The sequence below is a fragment of the Bradyrhizobium sp. AUGA SZCCT0169 genome (genome assembly GCF_018130085.1).
Classification (GTDB): domain Bacteria; phylum Pseudomonadota; class Alphaproteobacteria; order Rhizobiales; family Xanthobacteraceae; genus Bradyrhizobium.
Window position 1 is genome coordinate 225683 of record NZ_JAFCMC010000006.1, and the last position, 22103, is coordinate 247785.

Consider the following 22103-nt stretch of genomic DNA (forward strand, 5'->3'; position numbering starts at 1 on the left):
CGCGGGTCCATCAAGAGAATTTTTCTTGGCGATGGATTGCCGGGTCAAGCCCGGCAATGACGAAGTAACTTAAGCCGCTTCAGCCGCCAGCTTCTTGCCCTTCTCGACGGCTTCTTCGATGTTGCCGACCATGTAGAACGCCGCTTCCGGCAGATGGTCGTACTTGCCTTCGCACAGGCCGCGGAAGCCCTTGATGGTGTCGGCGAGGTCGACGAACTTGCCGGGCGAACCGGTGAACACTTCGGCGACATGGAACGGCTGCGACAGGAAGCGCTCGATCTTGCGGGCGCGGGCAACCGCGATCTTGTCCTCTTCGGAGAGTTCGTCCATGCCGAGAATGGCGATGATGTCCTGCAGCGACTTGTAGCGCTGCAACACCTGCTGAACCATACGCGCGGTCTCGTAGTGCTCCTGACCGACGACCAGCGGGGACAGCATGCGCGAGGTCGAGTCGAGCGGATCCACCGCGGGATAGATGCCCTTTTCCGAAATCGCGCGGTTCAACACCGTGGTCGCGTCCAAATGGGCGAACGAGGTCGCGGGCGCCGGGTCGGTCAAGTCGTCGGCCGGCACGTAGATCGCCTGCACCGAGGTGATCGAGCCCTTGTGCGTGGTGGTGATGCGCTCCTGCAGCGCGCCCATGTCGGTGGCGAGCGTCGGCTGATAACCCACCGCCGAAGGAATACGACCCAAGAGCGCCGACACTTCGGAGCCTGCCTGGGTGAAGCGGAAGATGTTGTCGACGAAGAACAGCACGTCCTGACCCTGGTCACGGAAGTGCTCGGCGACCGTCAGACCGGTGAGGCCGACGCGGGCACGGGCACCCGGGGGTTCGTTCATCTGGCCGAACACCAGCGCGCATTTCGACTTCACGTTCGGATCGGGATTGTGCGGGTCGGCGTTGACCTTGGATTCGATGAACTCGTGATAGAGGTCGTTGCCTTCGCGGGTGCGCTCGCCGACGCCGGCGAACACCGAGTAACCGCCGTGCGCCTTCGCGACGTTGTTGATCAGTTCCTGAATCAGCACGGTCTTGCCGACGCCGGCGCCGCCGAACAGGCCGATCTTGCCGCCCTTGGCGTAAGGCGCCAAGAGGTCGACGACCTTGATGCCGGTGACGAGAATTTCAGCTTCGGTGGACTGGTCGGTATAGCTCGGCGCTTCCGCATGGATCGGGCGCAGGCCTTCGGACACCATCGGACCGGCTTCATCGATCGGCTCTCCGATCACGTTCATGATGCGGCCCAGTGTGCCGGCGCCGACAGGAACGCGGATCGGCGCGCCGGTGTCGGTGACTTCCTGGCCGCGGACCAGACCCTCGGTGGTGTCCATCGCGATGGTACGCACCGTGGATTCACCGAGATGCTGCGCCACCTCGAGCACCAGGCGGTTGCCGGCGTTCTTGGTTTCGATGGCGTTCAGAATGGCGGGCAGATGCCCTTCGAACTGCACGTCGACGACGGCGCCGATGACCTGGGTGATGTGTCCGGTCTGGTTTGCTGGTGCTGCGGCCATAAAACTCTCTCCTTCGAATTCTGTCTTAAGGAAGTCCGTCAGGGTGTCGCGCGAATGGCTAGAGTGCCTCGGCGCCGGAGATGATTTCGATCAGCTCCTTGGTGATCTGGGCCTGACGGGTTCGGTTGTAGATAAGGGTCTGCTTGCGGATCATGTCGCCGGCGTTGCGGGTGGCGTTGTCCATCGCGCTCATCTGCGCGCCGTAGAACGAAGCGTTGTTTTCCAGCAGCGCGCGGAAAATCTGCACCGCGAGATTGCGCGGCAACAGGCGCGTCAGGATCTCGTCTTCTTCCGGCTCATATTCGTAGGACGTCGACGGGCCGGCATTTGCGGCCGGCGCTTCCACCACCAGCGGGATGATCTGCTGCGCGGTCGGGATCTGGGAGATCACGGATTTGAAGCGCGAATAGAACAGCGTGCAGACGTCGAATTCGCCGGCATCGAAACGCGCCAGAACCTTCCTGGCGATATCTTCGGCATTGATGAAGCCGAGCTGACGCACCGATTTCAGGTCGAGATGTTCGACGATCTGCCTGTCGAACTGGCGGCGGAGCTGCTCGTAGCCCTTGCGGCCGACGCAGAAGAACTTGACCTCTTTGCCCTGGGCGATCAGCGACAGCGCGCGTTCGCGCGCCAGCCGTACGATCGAGGAATTGAACGCGCCCGACAGACCGCGCTCGCCGGTGCAAACCAGCAGCAGGTGAACCTGATCGTTACCGGTACCGGCAAGCAGCGCCGGCGCGCCGGGCGAACCCGCGGCTGCGGTGGCGATGTTCGAGATCACCGCGTCCATTTTTTCCGCGTAGGGCCGCGCCGCTTCGGCGGCGGTCTGCGCGCGGCGCAGCTTGGAGGCTGCGACCATCTGCATGGCCTTGGTGATCTTCTGCGTCGCCTTGGTCGAGGCGATGCGGACCCGCATGTCTTTCAGTGAAGCCATTCTTAGTTCACCCCGGCGATCAGACCTCTAGGATCCGACCGCAAGCCTCTTTTCATCAGGCCCGGCTAGCGCCGGGCCATGACGGCCCATCAAGCAAGCGTCTTGGAGAAACCTTCGACAACCGCCTTCAGCTTGCCCGCAGTTTCGTCGCTGAGATCGCGGCTTTCGCGGATGCTGTTGAGGATTTCGACGTTCTTGCCGCGCAACAGCGACAGCAGGCCGTCTTCGAAAGGACGCACCTTGTTGAGCGGAAGCGCATCGAGATAGCCGTTGGTGCCGGCCCAGATCACGCAAACCTGCTCTTCCATCTTCAGCGGCGAGAACTGCGGCTGCTTCAGGAGCTCGGTCAGGCGCGAACCGCGGTTCAAGAGGCGCTGGGTCGAGGCGTCGAGGTCGGAACCGAACTGCGCGAACGCCGCCATTTCGCGGTACTGCGCCAGCTCACCCTTGATCTTGCCGGCGACCTTTTTCATCGCCTTGGTCTGCGCCGACGATCCGACGCGCGACACCGACAGACCGACGTTGACCGCCGGACGGATGCCCTGGAAGAACAGGTCGGTTTCCAGGAAGATCTGACCGTCGGTAATCGAAATCACGTTGGTCGGAATGTAGGCCGACACGTCGTTGGCCTGGGTCTCAATGACCGGCAGCGCGGTCAGCGAACCCGAGCCCTGGTCCTTGTTCAGCTTGGCGGCGCGCTCGAGCAGGCGGGAATGCAGATAGAACACGTCGCCGGGATAGGCTTCGCGGCCCGGCGGGCGGCGCAGCAGCAGCGACATCTGGCGATAGGCGACGGCCTGCTTGGACAAGTCGTCATAGATGATGACGGCGTGCATGCCATTGTCGCGGAAATATTCGCCCATGGTGCAGCCGGTGAACGGCGCGATGTACTGCATCGGCGCCGGGTCGGACGCGGTAGCGGCGACCACGATCGAATATTCCAGCGCGCCCTGTTCTTCGAGCACCTTCACGAACTGGGCGACGGTGGAGCGCTTCTGGCCGATCGCGACATAGACGCAATACAGCTTGATGTTCTCGTCCGGCTGCGCGTTGAGCGGCTTCTGGTTCAGGATGGTGTCGAGCGCGATCGCGGTCTTGCCGGTCTGGCGGTCGCCGATGATCAGCTCGCGCTGGCCACGGCCGACCGGGATCAGGGCGTCGATCGCCTTGAGGCCGGTCGCCATCGGCTCGTTCACCGACTTGCGCGGAATGATGCCGGGCGCCTTGACGTCGACGCGCTTGCGCTCGGTGGACTGGATCGGACCCTTGCCGTCGATCGGGTTGCCGAGTGCGTCAACGACGCGGCCGAGCAGGCCCTTGCCGACGGGCGTGTCGACGATGGCGCGGGTGCGCTTGACGGTCTGGCCTTCCTTGATCTCGCGGTCGGCGCCGAAGATCACGATACCGACGTTGTCGGTTTCGAGGTTCAGCGCCATGCCGCGGGTGCCGTTCTCGAATTCGACCATCTCGCCGGCCTGGACGTTGTCGAGGCCGTAGACGCGGGCAATGCCGTCGCCGACGGACAACACCTGTCCGACTTCGGTAACTTCAGCCTCCTGGCCGAAATTCTTGATCTGGTCCTTGAGGATCGCGGAAATTTCCGCGGCGCGGATGTCCATCAGCCTGCCTCTTTCATCGCGTGCTTGATCGAATTGAGTTTGGTGCGAAGCGAACTATCCACCATGCGGCTGCCGAGCTTGACCACCAGGCCGCCGATAATGGAGGGATCGACTTTCACGTTGAGCGCGACGTCCTTGCCCGTCACTGACTTCAGTGCGGTCTTGAGAGCGTCGAGATTCTTGTCGCTGAGCGATTCGGCGACGGTGACGTCTGCCGTAGCTTCGCCCTTGAACTTCGCCACCAGCGCGCGGAAGGCGCGGATTACGTCACCGACGGCGAACAGCCGGCGATTGGCGGTCAGGACCTTGAGGAATTTGGCAGAAGTGCCCGAAATCCCGGCCTTGTCGAGAATCGCGGTGAGCGCCTTCGACTGCGCATCTGCCGAGAAAACCGGACTGCGGACCAGGCGCTTCAAATCAGCGCTGTCGGCCAGCATAGCCTCGAATCTATCGAGATCGGCTTTTACTGCGTCGATCGATTTCTCGTCGCGCGCCAACTCGAACAAGGCCGTTGCATAACGGCCTGACACTCCCGAAACGGACGGATCTTCAGCAGCCACAGAGACGCTCTTTTTTGCTGTCAAACTCGCAAGGGAAAAACCGTCGCCACGAAAGCGGCGCCTAGCGATCCAAGCCCTTGGAATTCAAGCGGGACTTCGATTTTCGACCGACACGAGAGGTGCCGGGATCGTTAAAATCGCGGCTTTGCTAACATAGCAAGCGCGCAGGTGCAACATGACGGCGCGCGCGGGCGATGCCTTGTCGTACGACTATTTTAGTTGGCCTCTAATTCAATTTTCCAAACCGACCTTCAAGCCGACTTTCGAACCGCGGGTGTCACGCGCAGATCGCGGCAAATCAGCCGTCACGATCTTGCCACCCTTCGCTCCGCGCCGGAGTGCGTCAGCACTACGCCAAATTGTTCCGCCCGTATTTGCATGGGCGCCATGAGCCGTCTGCACAGACCGAATCCGGTTCCCCGCCGTTTACTTGTCGCAACTTCGTGAACGCTAACGAACACTTAATTCATCAGTAATAGTAAGTATAGTTATGGTTAAAATATCGTTAAAGCAGCGTATTGAGAAATACCCGTTGTTTAGTTGATCTAGGTAACAAGATATGTCAGCCGGAGAAAAACACAGATTACTGCCCAATTCATGCCTCAATGCCTACTCAAACGGCAGTCTCGTACATGGGAACGGGGGTTCCACTTGTCACATATGTGGCAATACTGTCTGAGGGATTATATTGATGTTGAATTCCAAGAACCTGCTGCCGGGAACTGTCACCCGGTCGCGTACGGCGTTTGCTTTGATCGCCGCAACTCTCCTGGTCGGTAGCAGCATTACCGAAGCTTCGGCCAAATCCCGGCACCACCGCCATCACCACCATCATTCCCACCACGCCCAGAAGGCCAAGAGCAACTGGCAGGACGCCAACGCGTCGATCGGCTCAAGCTCCGGGCGCAGCTTCTCGGGCATGGCTTCCTTTTACGGCAATGAATCCGGCAGCAAGACCGCGTCCGGCCAGCGCTTCAACCAGAACGCCATGACCGCGGCCCATCGCAGCCTGCCGTTCGGCACCAAGCTCCGCGTGACCCATGGCGGCCGCAGCGTCATCGTCACCATCAACGACCGCGGCCCGTTCATTAAAGGGCGCGTGCTCGACCTTTCGACCGGCGCTGCCAGCGCGGTCGGACTGACCCGCGCCAAGGGCGTCGGTCGCATCACCGCCGAGGTCGTCTCTTAAATAGCGCCGATCATACGCCGTTTCCGGTTCAACAAATCTGGTAAGCGTTGCGTTGCGTAACGGGCGCAGTACTTTCGCGCACCGATAAGGGCCTGCCGTCGCAAATGACGGCAGGCTTTTTATTTGACCACGCTCGACTTGCCGCCCCGCCCGAACGGCGCTGAGCGGCTCTGGCCACCACGGTGGCAGGAGGATCGTGCTAGGTTCTGCGGGCAACAGGGCGCGTTCCGCAGTCCTTGAACCAGCACTGACGAGATCGATCATGAGCCAGATCAAAACCGTGGAACAACTGCGAAGTGTTCTTCCCGAACCACGGGCGACCACCAAGGCCAAAATAGCGCCCTGTCTCGACGAACAGGCGATCGACTTCTTGCAAACGTGCCCGTTTGGGCTGATGGCCACGGCCGGCCGCGACGGGCCGATCGAAGTATCCCCGAAGGGCGACGAGCCCGGGTTTGTCCGCGTCGAAAATGAAACAACGGTTCTGCTCCCGGAACGGGCGGGCAACAACCTTGCGTTCGGCCTGCAGAACATCATCGAGACCGGCCGGATCGGGATGATTTTCCTGCGACCCCGGACCGGCGAGACGCTGCGACTCTCGGGGCGGGCCGAGATCTTTGACGATGCCGAACTGCTGGCGACACTTGGCAAGGAAGGCCGTCCGGCGCTGCTGGCGATCCGGATCCACATCGAACGCTCCTATTTCCACTGCGCCCGCGCGGTGCTCCGGTCAAAGCTCTGGCAACCCGAGCATTGGCCGGAACCCAAGCGCATCTCGTTCGGAAAAGTCTTCGCGGCGAGGGCCGGCGCCGCCGAGGATCAGGCGGCGAAAATCGATGCCTTTGTCGAGCAGGGATACACGACCAATCTGTGGTCGAACGGTTGATGCGGATTGTCGCCGGCCAATGATGGCCTTTACAAAAAGCTCTGCGGATCGACGTCGACCTCGAGCTTGAGATTGCCTTTTGTCTTCGGACCCGCCGCAAGCCATTCGCGCAAATAGTCCGACAGATCGACATTGCGCAGCGACTTTACCAATAGCCGGAAGCGATAGCGGCCCTTGATAACTGCCAGCGGCGCTTCCGCAGGCCCCAGCACCTGGATGCGCTCGTCGATCGGCGCGATGGCGGCTAACTTGCGCGCAAAACCTTCGGCGGTCGGCCGGTCGCCGGCGGAAATGATCAGGCTGGCGAGCCGGCCGAACGGCGGATAGCCCGATCGTTCACGCTGATCGATTTCAGTGGCATAGAACGCCTCGCGATCGCTTGCGACCAGCGCCTTCATCACGGGATGATCGGGCTGATGGGTCTGCAGGTAACCGATGCCGTGGCCCTGGTCGCGCCCGGCACGGCCGATCACCTGGTTGAGCAATTGAAACGTCCGCTCGGCGGCGCGCGGATCGCCATTGCTCAGGCCCAGATCCGCATCGACGACACCGACCAGATTGAGCCGCGGGAAATTATGTCCCTTCGCCACCAGCTGCGTGCCGATGATGATATCAACGCGGCCCTCGGCGATTTCGTTCAGCTCGCTGCGCATGGTTTCGATCGAGGTGATCAGGTCGCTCGACAGCACCATGGTGCGCGCGTTCGGGAACAGTTGCGCGGCCTCCTCCTGCAGGCGTTCGACACCGGGCCCGATGGCAGCCAGCGATTCCTCGGCCGCGCAATGCGGACAGATATTCGGGCGCGGCATCGAGAAGCCGCAATGGTGACAGACCAGCCGCTGGCGAAAGCGATGATCCACCAGCCAGGCATCGCAGATCGTGCAGGAGAAGCGATGCCCGCAGGCGCGGCACAGCGTCAGCGGCGCGTAGCCGCGGCGATTGAGGAACAACAGCGCCTGCTCGCGCTTCTCGATCGCCTGCCCGATGTAATCGGCAAGCCGCGGCGACACGAAGCGGCCGCGCGGCGGCGGTTCGCGGCGCAAATCGATCGCCTCGATATGCGGCATGTGCTGGCCGCCGAAGCGCGACGGCAATGCTATGCGCTGATAGCGGCCCTTGCGCGCGTTGACTTCGGTCTCGATCGACGGCGTCGCCGAAGCCAGGATGATCGGAATTTTCGCGATATGCGCGCGCACCACCGCCATGTCGCGGGCGTGATAATGCGCGCCATCATCCTGCTTGTAGGCCTGGTCGTGCTCCTCATCCACGATGATCAAGCCCAAATCGGCATAGGGCAGGAACAATGCCGAGCGCGCGCCGACCACGACCGGCGCTTCGCCGGCTGCGATCGCCGCCCAGTTGCGGGCGCGGGTGCGCGGCGTCAGTTCGGAATGCCATTCCAGAGGACGCACCCCAAAACGCTGCGCGAAGCGGTCGAGGAATTGTCCGGTCAGCGCGATCTCCGGCATCAGGATCAGCGTCTGCTTGCCGCGGCGGATAATTTCGGCGATCGCCTCGAAATAGACTTCGGTCTTGCCCGAACCGGTGACGCCATCAAGCAGCGCAACGTGAAAGCTGCCACTCGCCGCCAGCGCCCGCATTGCATCGACGGCGGTGCGCTGCTGCCGGGAGAATTCAGGCTGGGCAAACGACGGATCGGGCGCCGGCGGCGCCAGCGGCGGCGGCATCGCCTCGACTTGAAGCGTGCCCTCATCGACCAGCCCGTCGATCACGCCTGAGCTGACGCCAGCCTCACGGGCGGCTTCGGACTTGCCGTGCAGGAGGCCATCCGACAGCACGTCAATCGCCCGCCGCCGCGCAGGCGTCAGGCGCCGCAGCGGCTCACCGACCAGCCGCACGCCGAGCCGCATCCGCTCGGGGCCGAGATTTTCGCCCATCCGCAGGCTCATGCGCAGCACCATGCCGCGGGCGGAGAGCGTGTAATTGGCGACCCAGTCGACGAGCGAGCGCAGTTCCTGCTTCAGCGGCGGCACGTCGAGCTTTTCGCCGACATCCTTTAAGCGGTTATGCAGGCGCGGATCGGGATTGGCGTTTTCCGCCCACACCACGGCCACCACCTCGCGCGGCCCCAGCGGCACGCAGACGACGTCGCCGGGCTTCAGCTCCATGCCGCGCGGGACGCGATAAGAATAGGCCTGATTGAGCGCAACCGGCACCAGCACATCGACGACGCGCGTCGATGTGGCGGAGGAACTGCTGCTGCGCGTCGAATGGTCCATGGGAATCAGGCTTAAGGGGCGGAAGGGCTCAAGTTAAGGGCGCGCGGCCGCGAGGGCCAGTGGCACCTGCGCTGGTGGGGCAAGTTAGCGAACGGTAAACGAAAGAGGTGCGATATAATCAGGAGAATCAGGGCGCCCATAGTCCATGACCAAGCCTGTTCCGTCACCCCAACCGATCGAACTCGATTGCGCCGACGCGACGCTGGCGTTGGAGATGACGCGGTGGCTGTCGCATCTCCGCGCCGAACGTCGGCTGTCACCCAAAACGCTGGAGGCCTACGCCCGCGACCTCCGGCAATGCCTGATTTTTCTCAGCCAGCACTGGGGCCGAAAAGTTACGCTCAAGGGGTTTGCAGCGCTGGAAGCCAGCGACATCAGGGCCTTCATGGCGATGCGCCGCGCCGACGACATCGGGGGCCGCTCGCTGATGCGGGCGCTGGCAGGGCTGCGCTCGTTCGGACGTTTTCTGGAGCGCGAAGGCAAGGGCAAGGTCGGCGCGCTCTCGGCGATCCGTGCGCCGAAAATCGGCAAGAGCCTGCCGAAGCCGATCCAGATGGCGGCCGCCAAACGTTTTGCCGATGCCGACGAACGCGCCGGCGAGGATCGCGATCCCTGGATCTGGGCGCGCGATGCCGCCGTGATGGCGCTGCTGTACGGTTCGGGCCTGCGCATCTCCGAGGCGCTGGGCTTAAAAAAGCGCGACGTGCCGCGGCCCGGCGAAGGTGACGTTATCATCGTGACCGGCAAGGGCAACAAGACCCGCATGGTGCCCGTGCTGCAAAACGTGCTGGCGCTGATCGCCGATTACACCGCCGTCTGCCCGCATCAGCTTAACCCGGAGGGACCGATTTTCGTCGGCGCACGCGGCGGGCCGCTCAGCCCGCGAATCATCCAGCTGACCATGGAGCGGCTGCGCGGCGCGCTCGGCCTACCCGACAGCGCGACGCCGCATGCGCTGCGGCATTCCTTTGCTACCCACCTGCTGTCGCGCGGCGGCGATCTGCGCGCGATCCAGGAATTGCTCGGCCACGCCTCGCTCTCGACCACGCAGATCTATACCGGCATCGACAGCGAGCGGCTGCTGGAAGTTTACAAGACGGCGCATCCGCGCGGCTGAACGCCGGCCGCGCTCCGACATACTATCGTCACATCGTGGACTGCCCGCTCCTGCCCCCTTGCGCCCGCCTTATTTGTTCGGCAATCGTCTGCTCACCATTGGCAGGAGAGAAACATGGGCGCACATGAAAGCATGGAGCATGCGGAGCACGCCGAGCACGCTTCCAGCTCCAACAAGAGAATCGCATTGCTGATCGCCGTCATTGCGCTGTTTCTTGCGCTGTCGGAGACCCTCGGCAAGGGCGCGCAGACCGAATCGATCAGCAAGAATGTCGAGGCGTCGAACCTCTGGGCGTTCTTCCAGGCCAAGAGCATCCGCCGTACCACGGTTCAGGCCACCGCCGAACACGCCAAGCTGAGCCTCGGGGTCACGTCTGATCCGGCCGCGAAAGCGGCGCTGCAGAAGCAGATCGATGACTGGACCAAGACTGCGGCGCGCTATCGCTCGGAGCCGGAAACCGGCGAGGGCTCGGAAGAACTCATGAAGCGCGCCAAGCATGCCGAACATTTGCGCGACGAGGCGATGGCCAAGTACCATCACTACGAAGTCGCCTCGGCCGCGTTCCAGATCGGCATCGTGCTGGCATCGGCGACCATCATCACCGGCATGATCGTGCTGGCCTGGGGTTCCGCCCTGCTCGCGGTGATCGGAATTGGCTTCACCTTGATCGGCCTGTTCGCGCCGCATGCCGTGCATTTGATGTAGCTTGTTTCACTCCTCCCATCGGGAGAGGTGTGAGTTCGGTCACCGGCTTTACCGCGCCTCGTGCACGCGCTTGCGAAAACGCTGGATCAGCCTCAGCGTCCGGGCTGACCAGCCGCTGCCGTCGCCGCGCAGCATTTCCGCGATCCGGCGCTTGACCGGCTCGACCAGTGCGGCCGCCCTGGCGCGCAACGCCATGATGAACTCATAGACCGTCTTGAACCATTGCATCTGCAGCAGCTTCGGCCGCGTCACTTCGAAGATAAAGGCGGTGACGCCGACGCCGATGAATTTTCCGAGAACGATGACGACGATCGCGCTGATCCAATATTCATTCGCCAGCAGCCACAGCCCGACCAGTTTGAGCGGAAACAGCGGGATCACCGGCACCGCAAATACGATCAACGTCATCGCCGGCGACAGCGTATCGACACGCTCGGACAGCCATCGCTTGAACGCGCGGAACGGAATCCACGCGACGATGCGCTCGACGATCGGCTCGAGATGATCCCACAGCCATGCTTCGATCAGGAAGATGACCGCAAGCAGAATCCATAACGGCTTCAATAGACGGCGCATCATCTGAAAAACTCGACCCGGCGTGTGCCGGGCATCGATCACATATGGATGGCCCGTTTGCCGACCGCAAGCGCGGCTTCCTTGATGGCCTCCGAACGGGTCGGATGCGCGTGGCAGGTCCGTGCCAAATCCTCGGCCGAACCGCCAAACTCCATCAGAACGGCGGCTTCATGGATCATCTCGCCGGCTTCACGGCCGATGATGTGCACGCCGAGCACGCGATCGGTCTTCGCATCGGCGAGAATCTTTACAAAGCCGTCCGTGGTCTGGTTGACCTTGGAGCGGCCGTTGGCAGTGAAGGGGAATTTGCCCGACGTGTAAGCGACGCCCGCCTGCTTCAGTTCCTCCTCGGTCTTGCCGACCGACGACACCTCCGGCGTGGTATACACAACGCCCGGGATGACGTCGTAATTCACATGCCCGGCTTGCCCTGCGATGATCTCGGCACACGCCACGCCTTCGTCCTCGGCTTTGTGCGCAAGCATCGGACCCGCCACCACGTCGCCGATCGCATAGACGCCCTTCACGTTGGTCGAGAAATGCGCGTCGATCTCGACGCAGCCGCGATTGTCGAGCGCAATACCGGCCTCCTTCAGCCCAAGGCCGTCGGTGTAAGGCACGCGGCCGATGCAGACCAGCACCACATCGGCTTCGATGCTCTCCGCTGCACCGCCCGCCGCCGGCTCGACTTTGGCCGACAGCGTCTTGCCCGACGTGTCGACACCCGTAACCTTGGCGCCGAGCTTGAACGCAAAGCCCTGCTTTTCGAGAATGCGCTGAAATTGTTTTGCGACTTCGCCGTCCATGCCGGGCAGGATGCGGTCGAGGAATTCCACCACGGTGACTTTCGCACCTAACCGGTGCCACACCGAACCGAGTTCGAGCCCGATCACGCCGGCGCCGACGATCAGCAGGTGTGAGGGCACCTTGTCGAGCGACAGCGCGCCGGTCGACGACACGATCCGCTTCTCGTCGATCTCGATGCCCTTCAGCCGCGCGATGTCGGAGCCGGTGGCGATCACGATGTTTTTGGTCTCGATCGCCTGCGCCTTGCCGTCACCGCCTGACACTTCGACCTTGCCGGCACCGAGAACCTTGCCCGTGCCGCTGATGACGTCGATCTTGTTCTTCTTCATCAGGAACTCGACGCCCTTGACGTTGCCGTCGATGCCCTGCTGCTTGAAATTCATCATCGAAGGCAGATCAAGCTTCGGTGCGGAAATGCTGACGCCCATTTTTGCAAAGGAGTGCCCGGCTTCCTCGAACATCTCGGACGCATGCAGCAGCGCCTTCGACGGCATGCAGCCGACGTTGAGGCAGGTGCCCCCGAGCGTCGCATTCTTCTCGACCACCGCGACCTTCATGCCGAGTTGCGCGGCGCGCACCGCGCAGACATATCCACCCGGACCGGTGCCGATGACGACGAGATCGTAAGAAGCCATGATTGAAGTCCCGTAACTGAATTTTATGACAGGGTATTACCGGCCGCCCGATACATCGAGGATGGCGCTGGTGACGTACGAAGCGTCGTCCGACATCAGCCAGACGATGGCATTGGCGATTTCTTCCGCGGTGCCGACGCGCTTCATCGGCACCATGTGCGCAAGACGATGAGCACGATCGGGCTCGCCGCCGGCCGCATGAATTTCGGTATCGATCAGCCCGGGCCGGATTGCAGCGACGCGTATCCCCTCGCCGGCGACTTCATGGCCGAGCCCGACCGTGAACGAATCGACCGCGCCCTTGGAGGCCGCGTAATCGACATACGTATTCGGCGCACCGAGTCTCGCCGCGACCGAGGAAAGATTGACGATAACGCCGCCTTGGCCGCCATGCTTGGTCGACATGCGCTTCACGGCCTCGCGCGCGCACAGGATGGATCCGGTAACGTTGACCGCCATCACGCGCTGGATGCGCTCGGCCGACATCTCGTCGACGCGCACGCCGCTCTGACCGACAATACCGCCGTTGTTGACGAGCGCCCCTAACGTACCGAACTGATCGGCCGCCTTGAACAGCGCGAGGATGTCGCTTTCCTCGGCAACGTCGCATTTCACCGCGACGGCCTTGCCGTTCCTGCGCCCGATTTCGGCAACGACTTCGTTCGCCGCCGCCTCGTTACTGGCGTAACCGACGACGACCCGAAAGCCGCGGGCCGCCGCGGCAATCGCGGTGGCACGGCCGATGCCGCGGCTACCGCCGGTGATGACAACAACACGATCCGTCACATTCGCCCCCATTGATCCACGCGTTCACTACGCCGCTCAAAATACCCGCCGAGGAGCGGGCATTCGAAACGCGCCGTGCCTCAGAGATCCAGCACCAGCCGCGCCGGATCTTCCAGGCTCTCCTTGACGCGGACCAGGAACGTGACCGCTTCCTTGCCGTCGATGACGCGGTGATCGTAGGACAGCGCCAGATACATCATCGGGCGGACTTCGATCTTGCCGCCGATCGCCATCGGCCGCTCCTGGATCTTGTGCATGCCGAGAATGGCGGACTGCGGCGCGTTCAGGATCGGCGTCGACATCAGCGAACCGTAGATGCCGCCGTTGGTGATGGTGAAGGTGCCGCCCTGCATCTCGTCGATCTTGAGCTGGCCGTCGCGGGCGCGGCGGCCGAAATCGGCGATGCTCTTTTCGATGTCGGAGATCGACTTGTGGTCGCAGTCGCGCACCACGGGGACGACCAGGCCCTTGTCGGTGCCGACGGCGACGCCGACATGATAGTAGTTCTTGTAGATCAGATCGGAGCCGTCGATCTCGGCATTGACGGCGGGAATATCCTTCAGGGCCTGCACGCAGGCCTTGGTGAAGAAGCCCATGAAGCCGAGCTTGGTGCCGTGCTTCTTCTCGAATACGTCCTTGTACTGCGTCCGCATCGCCATGATGTGGCTCATGTCGACCTCGTTGAAGGTCGTGAGCATCGCCGCGGTGTTCTGCACGTCCTTCAGGCGGCGCGCGATGGTCTGGCGCAGCCGCGTCATCTTCACGCGCTCTTCGCGCGCGGCATCGTCAGCGGGCGACGGTGCACGCACCTGCACGGCCGCGGCGGGCTGATTGACCGGGGTCGGCGCGGAAGCCGCCTTCTCGATCGCAGCCAGCATGTCGCCCTTGGTGACGCGGCCATCCTTGCCGGAGCCGGGCACGGTCGCGGCATCGACGCCGCTCTCGACGGAGAGTTTGCGCACCGACGGCGCCAGCGGCGCGTCCGCAGGTGCGGCCTTTGGCGCCGCAGCAGGTGCTGTGGCAGCGGCGGGCGGCGGAGCGGCCGGCGCGGCTGCCTTTGCGGGAGCGGCCGCGGGCTTGGCGCCTGCCGCGCCGTCATTGATCTGTCCGAGCAGCGCGCCGACGGCGACGGTTTCGCCGTCCTTGGCGGCGATCTCGCCCAGCACGCCTGCTGAAGGCGCCGGGACTTCGATGGTGACCTTGTCGGTCTCGAGCTCCACCAAAGGCTCGTCCACCGCCACGGCATCGCCGGCCTTCTTGAACCAGCGGCCAATGGTGGCCTCCGTCACGGACTCGCCGAGCGTCGGAACGCGAATGTCAGTCATGGTCTGTTTTTCCTCAATACCCTTAAGCAGTCATCTATTTCAAACTGTCATCGCCCGCCTTGTGCGCAATTGCGCTCAGGGGCGGACGATCCAGTACTCCGTGACGATTGCGATTAAAACGAACGGCGCGGAGTACTGGATGCCCCGCCTTCGCGGGGCATGACGGATCAGTTCAGCGCGTCATCCAGCAGCGCCTTGAGCTGCGCCAGATGCTTCGACATCAAACCGGTGGCCGTGGCCGCCGCCGCCGCGCGGCCGGCGTAACGCGGACGCCTGTTCGGCGCGTGGATCTGGTTCAGCACCCATTCGAGATAGGGCTCGATGAAGTGCCACGCACCCATGTTGCGCGGTTCTTCCTGGCACCAGACGACTTCCGCATTCTTGAAGCGGGCGAGTTCGTGCACCAGCGCCTTCAGCGGCACCGGATAGAGCTGCTCGACGCGCATCAGGTAGATGTCATCGATGCCGCGCTTCTCGCGCTCCTCGTAGAGATCGTAATAGACCTTGCCCGAGCACAGCACGATGCGGCGGATCTTGTCGTCGTCCACCAGCTTGATCTTCTCGTCCGGCAGCATCTGGGCGTCATCGTAGAGGATGCGGTGGAACGTGGCGTCCTTGCCGAGTTCGTCGAGCCGCGACACCGCCCGCTTGTGGCGCAGCAGCGATTTCGGCGTCATCAGGATCAGGGGTTTGCGGATTTCGCGATGCAGCTGACGCCGCAGCACGTGGAAGTAATTCGCCGGCGTGGTGGGATAGACCACCTGCATGTTGTCTTCGGCGCACATCTGCAGGAAGCGTTCGAGCCGCGCCGAGGAGTGCTCCGGTCCCTGCCCTTCATAGCCATGCGGCAGCAGGCAGACGAGACCCGACATGCGCAGCCATTTGCGTTCGCCCGAGGAGATGAACTGGTCGAACAGCACCTGCGCCCCGTTGGCGAAGTCGCCGAATTGGGCTTCCCACATCGCCAGCGCATTCGGCTCGGCCAGCGAATAGCCGTACTCGAAGCCGAGCACCGCCTCTTCCGAAAGCAGCGAGTTGATCACCTCGTAGTGGCCCTGATCGGGGCCAAGGTGATTGAACGGCGTGTACCGGCTCTCGTCCTCCTGGTCGATCAGCACCGAATGGCGCTGCGAGAAGGTGCCGCGCTCGGAGTCCTGCCCCGACAGGCGGACGTGCCGGCCTTCCTGCATCAGCGTGCAGAACGCCAGCGCCTCGCCGGTGGCCCAGTCGATGCCGACGCCATTGTCGATCGCCTTGGCTCGATTTTCCAGGAAGCGCTGAATGGTGCGGTGAACGCGGAAGCCGTCGGGCACCTTGGTGATCTTGCGGCCGATATCCTTCAGGATAGCCGTATCGACGCCGGTAACGCCGCGGCGCGCATCCTCTTCCTGATCGGCGGACTTGAAGCCGGCCCATTTGCCGTCGAGCCAATCGGCCTTGTTGGGCTTGTAGCCCGAGCCGGCCTCGAGTTCGGCATCGAGCCGCGCACGCCAGTCGGCCTTGGCCTTTTCGACCTCGCCCTCGGTCAAGACGCCGTCAGCGATCAGCCGCTTGGAATAAAGCTCGACCGTGCCGGGATGCGTTGCGATCTTCTTGTACATCACCGGCTGGGTGAACATCGGCTCGTCGCCTTCGTTGTGGCCATGCCTGCGGTAGCAGAACATGTCGATCACGACGGGCTTGTGGAATTTCTGCCGGAATTCGATCGCGACCTTGGCCGCGAACACCACGGCTTCCGGATCATCGCCGTTCACATGGAAGATCGGCGCATCGATCATCTTCGCCACGTCGGACGGATAGGGCGACGAGCGCGAGTAGCGCGGATAGGTGGTGAAGCCGATCTGGTTGTTGACGATGAAGTGCAGCGAACCGCCGGTGCGGTAGCCCTTCAGGTCGGACAGGCCGAAGCATTCGGCGACCACGCCCTGGCCGGCGAAGGCGGCGTCGCCATGCATCAGCACCGGCAGCACCGAAATCCGCATGTCCGGCGGATCGCCATGCTGGTCCTGCTTGGCGCGCACCTTGCCGAGCACGACCGGATCGACGATTTCCAAATGCGACGGGTTGGCAGTCAGCGACAGATGGATCTTGTTGTTGTCGAACTCGCGGTCGGACGAGGCGCCGAGGTGATATTTGACGTCGCCGGAGCCTTCGACCGCGTCGGGATTGGCGGAGCCGCCCTTGAATTCATGGAACAGCGCGCGGTGCGGCTTGCCCATCACCTGGGTCAGCACGTTGAGGCGGCCGCGATGCGGCATGCCGAGCACGATCTCTTTTACGCCGAGATTGCCGCCGCGCTTGATGATCTGCTCCAGCGCCGGGATCAGCGATTCGGCACCGTCGAGGCCGAAGCGCTTGGTGCCGGTAAATTTGATGTCGCAGAATTTCTCAAAGCCTTCGGCTTCGATCAGCTTGTTCAGAATCGCGCGCCGGCCTTCCGGCGTGAAGCTGATTTCCTTGTCCGGACCTTCGATGCGTTCCTGGATCCAGGCCTTCTGCGCCGCGTTGCTGATGTGCATGAACTCGACGCCGAGCGTCTGGCAGTAGGTGCGCTCGCAGATCGCGACGATTTCGCGAAGCGTGCCGTATTCCAGACTGAGCACGTGATCGAGAAAAATCTTGCGGTCGAAATCGGCCTCGGCAAAACCGTAGGTGCGCGGATCAAGCTCCTCGCGGTCGCGCTGGGCCTCGATGCCGAGCGGATCGAGCTTGGCGTGGAAATGACCGCGCATCCGGTAGGCGCGGATCAGCATCAGGGCGCGAACCGAATCGCGCGTCGCCTGGTTGATGTCGGCCGACGCCACTTCGGCGCCCTTGGCCTGCGCCTTGGCCGCCAGCTTGGCACCAACCGCCTTTTCGACCTGCGCCCAGTTGCCGTCCAGCGCCGATGTCAGTTCGTCACGCGGCGTCAATGGCCAGTTGTCGCGGCCCCAGGAAGCGCCGCCGGCGTTCTTCCGGACGTCGGCCGGGGTGTCTTTCAGGCTCTTGAAGAATTCCTGCCAATCGGGATCGACCGAGGCGGAGTCCTGTTCGTAGCGGGCGTAGAGGTCGTCGATGTAGGTGGCGTTGGTGCCCTGCAAAAAGGAAGAGAGGGCAAATGCAGCATTCGCGTCCTGGCGAGACATGATGGCGTCCTGGTAATTTTTTGGCTTCGCGCGTGGAAAACGGCGCTTTGGCCGGTCCGGAGGCCCGGACCAGCGAGGTAAAGCACCTTTACCCTATTTAGCGCGAAACTTCCCGCCCAAAAGAACCAAGAATTGAATTAGGACTTCAATTTTTCGGCAAGGGTGTGTCCAAGCCGCGCCGGCGACGGAGAGACCGTGATTCCGGCCGATTCCATCGCTGCGGTCTTGGAACCGGCGTCACCCTTGCCGCCGGAGATGATCGCGCCGGCATGGCCCATGCGGCGGCCGGGAGGGGCGGTGACGCCGGCGATGAAGCCGACCATCGGCTTCATGCGGCCCCGCTTGGCCTCGTCCTTGATGAACTGGGCGGCGTCTTCCTCGGCGGAACCGCCGATTTCACCGATCATGATGATCGAGGTGGTCTTGGGGTCGGCAAGGAACATTTCCAGCACGTCGATAAATTCGGTGCCCTTGACCGGGTCGCCGCCGATGCCCACGGCGGTGGTCTGGCCGAGGCCTTCCTGGGTGGTCTGGAACACGGCTTCATAGGTCAGCGTGCCCGAACGGGAGACGATGCCGACGCTGCCGGGCTTGAAGATATTGGCCGGCATGATGCCGATCTTGCATTCACCCGCGGTCATGACACCCGGGCAATTCGGTCCGATCAGGCGGGACTTCGACCCTGACAGCGAACGCTTGACGCGGACCATGTCGAGCACCGGAATGCCCTCGGTGATGCAGACGATCAGCGGGATCTCCGCGTCGATCGCCTCGCAGATCGCATCCGCAGCCCCCGGCGGCGGCACATAGATGACGCTCGCGTCCGCACCGGTTTTCTCACGCGCTTCGGCGACGGTGTCGAACACCGGCAGACCCAGATGCGTCGCACCGCCTTTGCCAGGCGAGGTGCCGCCGACCATCTTGGTGCCGTACGCGATCGCCGCTTCGGAATGGAACGTGCCGTTCTTGCCGGTAAACCCCTGGCAGATGACTTTGGTGTTTTTATCGATCAGAACGGACATGATGGATGTTACTTCCCTGTGTGATCGGAAACGGGATCAGTGGATTCGCCGATACGTGCCGGTGAGCACGTCGGCCCATCCTTCCGCATCAGGCGAGAACTGAATTTTCATGGTGTAGTTGTTGTCGTCGACGACTTCATAGACGTGGCGCGCATTGCCGCGCAGCGAGCCGCGCACGAGGATCAGCGTCTTGCCGGTCCAGCCGCCGGAGGCCGGCGCCGGCGAGTAGTAGCCGAGCGAATCGTGCCAGAACAATTTGTAGTGCCGGTCCTCGCGGTCGTAGGTGAACACGCCGTGCGTGGCGAAGCTCTCCTTGCCGTCGCGCATCTGGACGGCGTCCTGGATCAGATAGAAACCGTTGAGATCCATGCGCGCCTTGACGTGGGCGGTCGCGGAGCCGCCCGCGTTCCAGCGCGAGGGATAGACCATCTCTTCGCCGCTCCACTCGCCGGCAAACACGGCGAGCTTGCGGTGTTCCTCCAGGGCAGTCGGTGCGGCGAGACGGTCAGCCATCGCTAGCCTCCCTTGACGGCATTCACGATTTTCTGAGCGGCATCGTCGAGATCATCGGCGGGCAGCACGTTGAGGCCGGATTCGCGGATGATTTTCTTGCCGGCGTCGACATTGGTGCCCTCGAGCCGAACCACCAGCGGCACCTTCAGGCCGACTTCCTTGACGGCCGCGACCACGCCCTCGGCGATGATGTCGCATTTCATGATGCCGCCGAAGATGTTGACGAGGATGCCCTTTACGTTCGGGTCGGCGGTGATGATCTTGAAGGCGGCCGCAACCTTTTCCTTGCTCGCGCCGCCGCCGACGTCGAGGAAGTTCGCGGGCTCCATGCCGTAGAGCTTGATGATGTCCATCGTCGCCATCGCAAGGCCGGCGCCGTTGACCATGCAGCCGATGGTGCCGTCGAGCGTGACGTAGTTGAGATCGTATTTCGACGCCTCGATTTCCTTGGCGTCCTCTTCGGTCTCGTCGCGCAGGGCGGCGACTTCCGGATGGCGATACATCGCGTTGTCGTCGAACGCGACCTTGGCGTCGAGCACGCGCAAATCGCCCTGCTTGGTGACGACCAGCGGATTGATTTCCAGCATCGCCATGTCCTTGGCGGTGAAGGCTTTGTAGAGCTGCGCAACCAGCTTCTCGGCCTGCTTGGCCAGATCGCCGGAGAGCTTCAGCGCCTTCGCGACCGTGCGGCCGTGATGGGCCATGATGCCGGTGGCCGGATCGACCGAGAAGGTGATGATCTTCTCAGGGGTGTTGTGCGCGACGTCCTCGATGTTGACGCCACCTTCGGTCGAGACCACGAACGAGACTTCCGAGGTTTCGCGATCGACCAGGATCGAGAGATAGAACTCCTTGTCGATGTCGGAGCCTTCCTCGATGTAGAGGCGGTTGACCTGCTTGCCGTGGGCGCCGGTCTGGATCGTGACGAGGGTCGCGCCCAGCATCTGCTTGGCGAACTCGTTGACCTCGGCGACCGACTTGGCGATGCGCACACCGCCCTTGTCGCCCGCGGAAGCTTCCTTGAACTTGCCCTTGCCGCGGCCGCCGGCGTGGATCTGGCTTTTCACCACCCAGATCGGGCCGGGAAGCGCCTTGGCGGCGGCTTCCGAATCCGAGGCCTTCAAGACCGGCACGCCGCGCGAAATCGGCACCCCGAATTCACTGAGCAACGCCTTGGCCTGGTATTCATGGATATTCATCTGGACGCTCCCCAAACCTTCATACGGCAAGTTCTACGGCCCACCGGTATTGGTAGTTGGCATACCATATACCAATAGAACTGCAAGCCAGAAACGCTTTCGCCCCGTTTCCAGGGCGAAAGCTAAATAAAATCAACGGCCGAGCAGATCGGGAGCGATTTTCTTGCAGGCATCGACCAGGCCCTGCACGGCGCCGACCGACTTGTCGAAGGCTTCGCGGTCCTTGCCGGCCAGCTCGATCTCGACAATGCGCTCGACACCCTTCGAGCCGATGACGACGGGCACGCCGACATACATGTCCTTCACGCCGTATTCGCCGTTGAGATAGGCGGCGCAGGGCAGCACGCGCTTCTTGTCCTTCAGATAGCTCTCGGCCATCGCAATCGCGGAAGCCGCCGGGGCGTAGAAGGCCGAACCGGTCTTCAGGAGATTGACGATCTCGGCGCCGCCATTGCGGGTGCGATCGACGATCTCGTCGATCCGCGCCTGCGAGGTCCAGCCCATCTTGACGAGGTCGGGCAGCGGAATGCCGGCAATGGTGGAGTAACGCGTCAGCGGCACCATGGTGTCGCCATGGCCGCCGAGCACGAAGGCAGTGACGTCCTCGACCGAGACGTTGAATTCGTCGGCGAGGAAATAACGGAAGCGCGCGGAATCCAGCACGCCGGCCATGCCGACCACCTTCTTGTGCGGCATGCCGGAAGCCTTCTGCAGCGCCCATACCATCGCGTCCAGCGGGTTGGTGATGCAGATGACGAAGGCGTCGGGGGCGTATTTCTTGATGCCGGCGCCGACCTGCTCCATGACCTTGAGGTTGATGCTGAGCAGATCATCGCGGCTCATGCCGGGCTTGCGCGGCACGCCGGCGGTCACGATGCAGACCTTGGCATTGTCGAGCGCCTCATAGGAATTGGCGCCGGTCAGATGCGCGTCGAAACCGTCGACCGGCGACGACTGCGCAATGTCGAGCGCCTTGCCCTGCGGCACGCCCTCGGCGATGTCGAACATGACGACGTCGCCGAGCTCCTTCAGGCCAATGAGGTGAGCCAGCGTTCCGCCGATCTGACCGGAGCCAATCAAAGCAATCTTGTCGCGCGCCATGGGAAATTTGTCCTTCTGAGACGTAGAGGAGGATGGAGAGTGAACTGGGAGGCTGGTTATCCCTTTCGAATGATACGTTCAAGTCGCGGCGTGCCCAATTGTAGGCCTTGCCTTCATTTCGATCAGGTATGCCACCGGCGTTCCCAACCGTCATTGCGAGAAGCAATCCATCTATCTCCGTGCGGAGGGGTGGATTGCTTCGCGGAGCCTGTCATCGGGCGCGCATTCGCGCGACCCGTTGGCTCG

At 62.8% G+C, this 22103-nt stretch carries 18 protein-coding genes; 4 read left to right on the forward strand and 14 right to left on the reverse strand.

The genetic code is table 11. The annotated features are described in order from the left end of the window. Window positions 1–69: 69 nt before the first annotated feature. From atpD to JQ609_RS10410, 4 genes are all read right to left on the reverse strand, one after another. Window positions 70–1515, reverse strand: a complete 1446-nt coding sequence (gene atpD / locus JQ609_RS10395; RefSeq protein ID WP_212204177.1) for a F0F1 ATP synthase subunit beta — start codon at window positions 1513–1515, stop codon at window positions 70–72. Between the two features lie 58 nt (window positions 1516–1573). Then, window positions 1574–2452 (reverse strand): F0F1 ATP synthase subunit gamma, encoded by an 879-nt coding sequence (locus tag JQ609_RS10400; RefSeq protein ID WP_212204176.1) that lies wholly within the window; start codon window positions 2450–2452, stop codon window positions 1574–1576. A gap of 89 nt (window positions 2453–2541) precedes the next feature. Then, window positions 2542–4071, reverse strand: a complete 1530-nt coding sequence (atpA, locus tag JQ609_RS10405; protein ID WP_212204174.1) for a F0F1 ATP synthase subunit alpha — start codon at window positions 4069–4071, stop codon at window positions 2542–2544. Beyond that, a complete protein-coding gene (locus JQ609_RS10410; protein ID WP_212204173.1) occupies window positions 4071–4631 on the reverse strand; it encodes a F0F1 ATP synthase subunit delta in 561 nt (186 codons plus the stop codon). The genes atpA and JQ609_RS10410 overlap by 1 nt, the downstream gene beginning before the upstream one ends. 691 nt (window positions 4632–5322) lie before the next feature. Here JQ609_RS10410 and JQ609_RS10415 point away from each other — a divergent pair. Then, entirely contained in the window at window positions 5323–5820 is a 498-nt protein-coding gene (locus tag JQ609_RS10415) for a septal ring lytic transglycosylase RlpA family protein (protein ID WP_212273347.1), read from the forward strand. A 262-nt stretch (window positions 5821–6082) separates the two neighbouring features. Continuing rightward, window positions 6083–6706 carry an MSMEG_1061 family FMN-dependent PPOX-type flavoprotein gene (locus JQ609_RS10420; RefSeq protein ID WP_212273348.1) on the forward strand — a complete coding sequence of 208 codons (624 nt, stop codon included), beginning with the start codon at window positions 6083–6085 and terminating at the stop codon, window positions 6704–6706. A 29-nt stretch (window positions 6707–6735) separates the two neighbouring features. On the opposite strand, the gene JQ609_RS10425 is transcribed toward JQ609_RS10420, so the two are convergent. Beyond that, the gene (locus JQ609_RS10425) at window positions 6736–8946 is read right to left on the reverse strand and encodes a primosomal protein N' (RefSeq protein ID WP_212273349.1); all 2211 of its coding nucleotides are present in this window, start codon (window positions 8944–8946) and stop codon (window positions 6736–6738) included. Window positions 8947–9091: 145 nt separating this feature from the next. Here JQ609_RS10425 and JQ609_RS10430 point away from each other — a divergent pair, with 145 nt between their 5' ends. Both JQ609_RS10430 and JQ609_RS10435 read left to right on the forward strand, forming a co-directional pair. Further along, on the forward strand, window positions 9092–10063 hold the full coding sequence (locus JQ609_RS10430; RefSeq protein WP_212273350.1) for a tyrosine recombinase XerC: 972 nt from the start codon (window positions 9092–9094) through the stop codon (window positions 10061–10063). A 114-nt stretch (window positions 10064–10177) separates the two neighbouring features. Then, window positions 10178–10768: a DUF4337 domain-containing protein gene (locus tag JQ609_RS10435; protein ID WP_212204161.1), complete on the forward strand. Its 591-nt coding sequence runs from the start codon at window positions 10178–10180 to the stop codon at window positions 10766–10768. A gap of 48 nt (window positions 10769–10816) precedes the next feature. Here JQ609_RS10435 and JQ609_RS10440 read toward each other — a convergent pair whose 3' ends face one another. The 9 genes from JQ609_RS10440 to mdh form a co-directional block, all read right to left on the reverse strand. After that, complete coding sequence (locus tag JQ609_RS10440) at window positions 10817–11347, reverse strand: hypothetical protein (protein WP_212204159.1); 531 nt, start codon at window positions 11345–11347, stop codon at window positions 10817–10819. A 35-nt stretch (window positions 11348–11382) separates the two neighbouring features. Further along, window positions 11383–12786 carry a dihydrolipoyl dehydrogenase gene (gene lpdA, locus JQ609_RS10445; protein ID WP_212204157.1) on the reverse strand — a complete coding sequence of 468 codons (1404 nt, stop codon included), beginning with the start codon at window positions 12784–12786 and terminating at the stop codon, window positions 11383–11385. Window positions 12787–12822: 36 nt separating this feature from the next. Next, the gene (locus JQ609_RS10450; protein ID WP_212273351.1) at window positions 12823–13572 is read right to left on the reverse strand and encodes an SDR family oxidoreductase; all 750 of its coding nucleotides are present in this window, start codon (window positions 13570–13572) and stop codon (window positions 12823–12825) included. A gap of 80 nt (window positions 13573–13652) precedes the next feature. After that, window positions 13653–14897: a 2-oxoglutarate dehydrogenase complex dihydrolipoyllysine-residue succinyltransferase gene (odhB, locus tag JQ609_RS10455; RefSeq protein WP_212273352.1), complete on the reverse strand. Its 1245-nt coding sequence runs from the start codon at window positions 14895–14897 to the stop codon at window positions 13653–13655. A 167-nt stretch (window positions 14898–15064) separates the two neighbouring features. Then, complete coding sequence (locus tag JQ609_RS10460; protein WP_212204151.1) at window positions 15065–18022, reverse strand: 2-oxoglutarate dehydrogenase E1 component; 2958 nt, start codon at window positions 18020–18022, stop codon at window positions 15065–15067. A gap of 137 nt (window positions 18023–18159) precedes the next feature. Next, a complete protein-coding gene (gene sucD, locus JQ609_RS10465) occupies window positions 18160–19044 on the reverse strand; it encodes a succinate--CoA ligase subunit alpha (RefSeq protein ID WP_192739022.1) in 885 nt (294 codons plus the stop codon). A 36-nt stretch (window positions 19045–19080) separates the two neighbouring features. Then, window positions 19081–19557, reverse strand: a complete 477-nt coding sequence (locus JQ609_RS10470; RefSeq protein WP_212273353.1) for a DUF1579 family protein — start codon at window positions 19555–19557, stop codon at window positions 19081–19083. Window positions 19558–19559: 2 nt separating this feature from the next. Then, window positions 19560–20756: an ADP-forming succinate--CoA ligase subunit beta gene (gene sucC / locus JQ609_RS10475; RefSeq protein WP_212204145.1), complete on the reverse strand. Its 1197-nt coding sequence runs from the start codon at window positions 20754–20756 to the stop codon at window positions 19560–19562. 132 nt (window positions 20757–20888) lie between these two features. Beyond that, window positions 20889–21857, reverse strand: a complete 969-nt coding sequence (gene mdh, locus JQ609_RS10480) for a malate dehydrogenase (RefSeq protein ID WP_212204137.1) — start codon at window positions 21855–21857, stop codon at window positions 20889–20891. Window positions 21858–22103 lie beyond the last annotated feature (246 nt).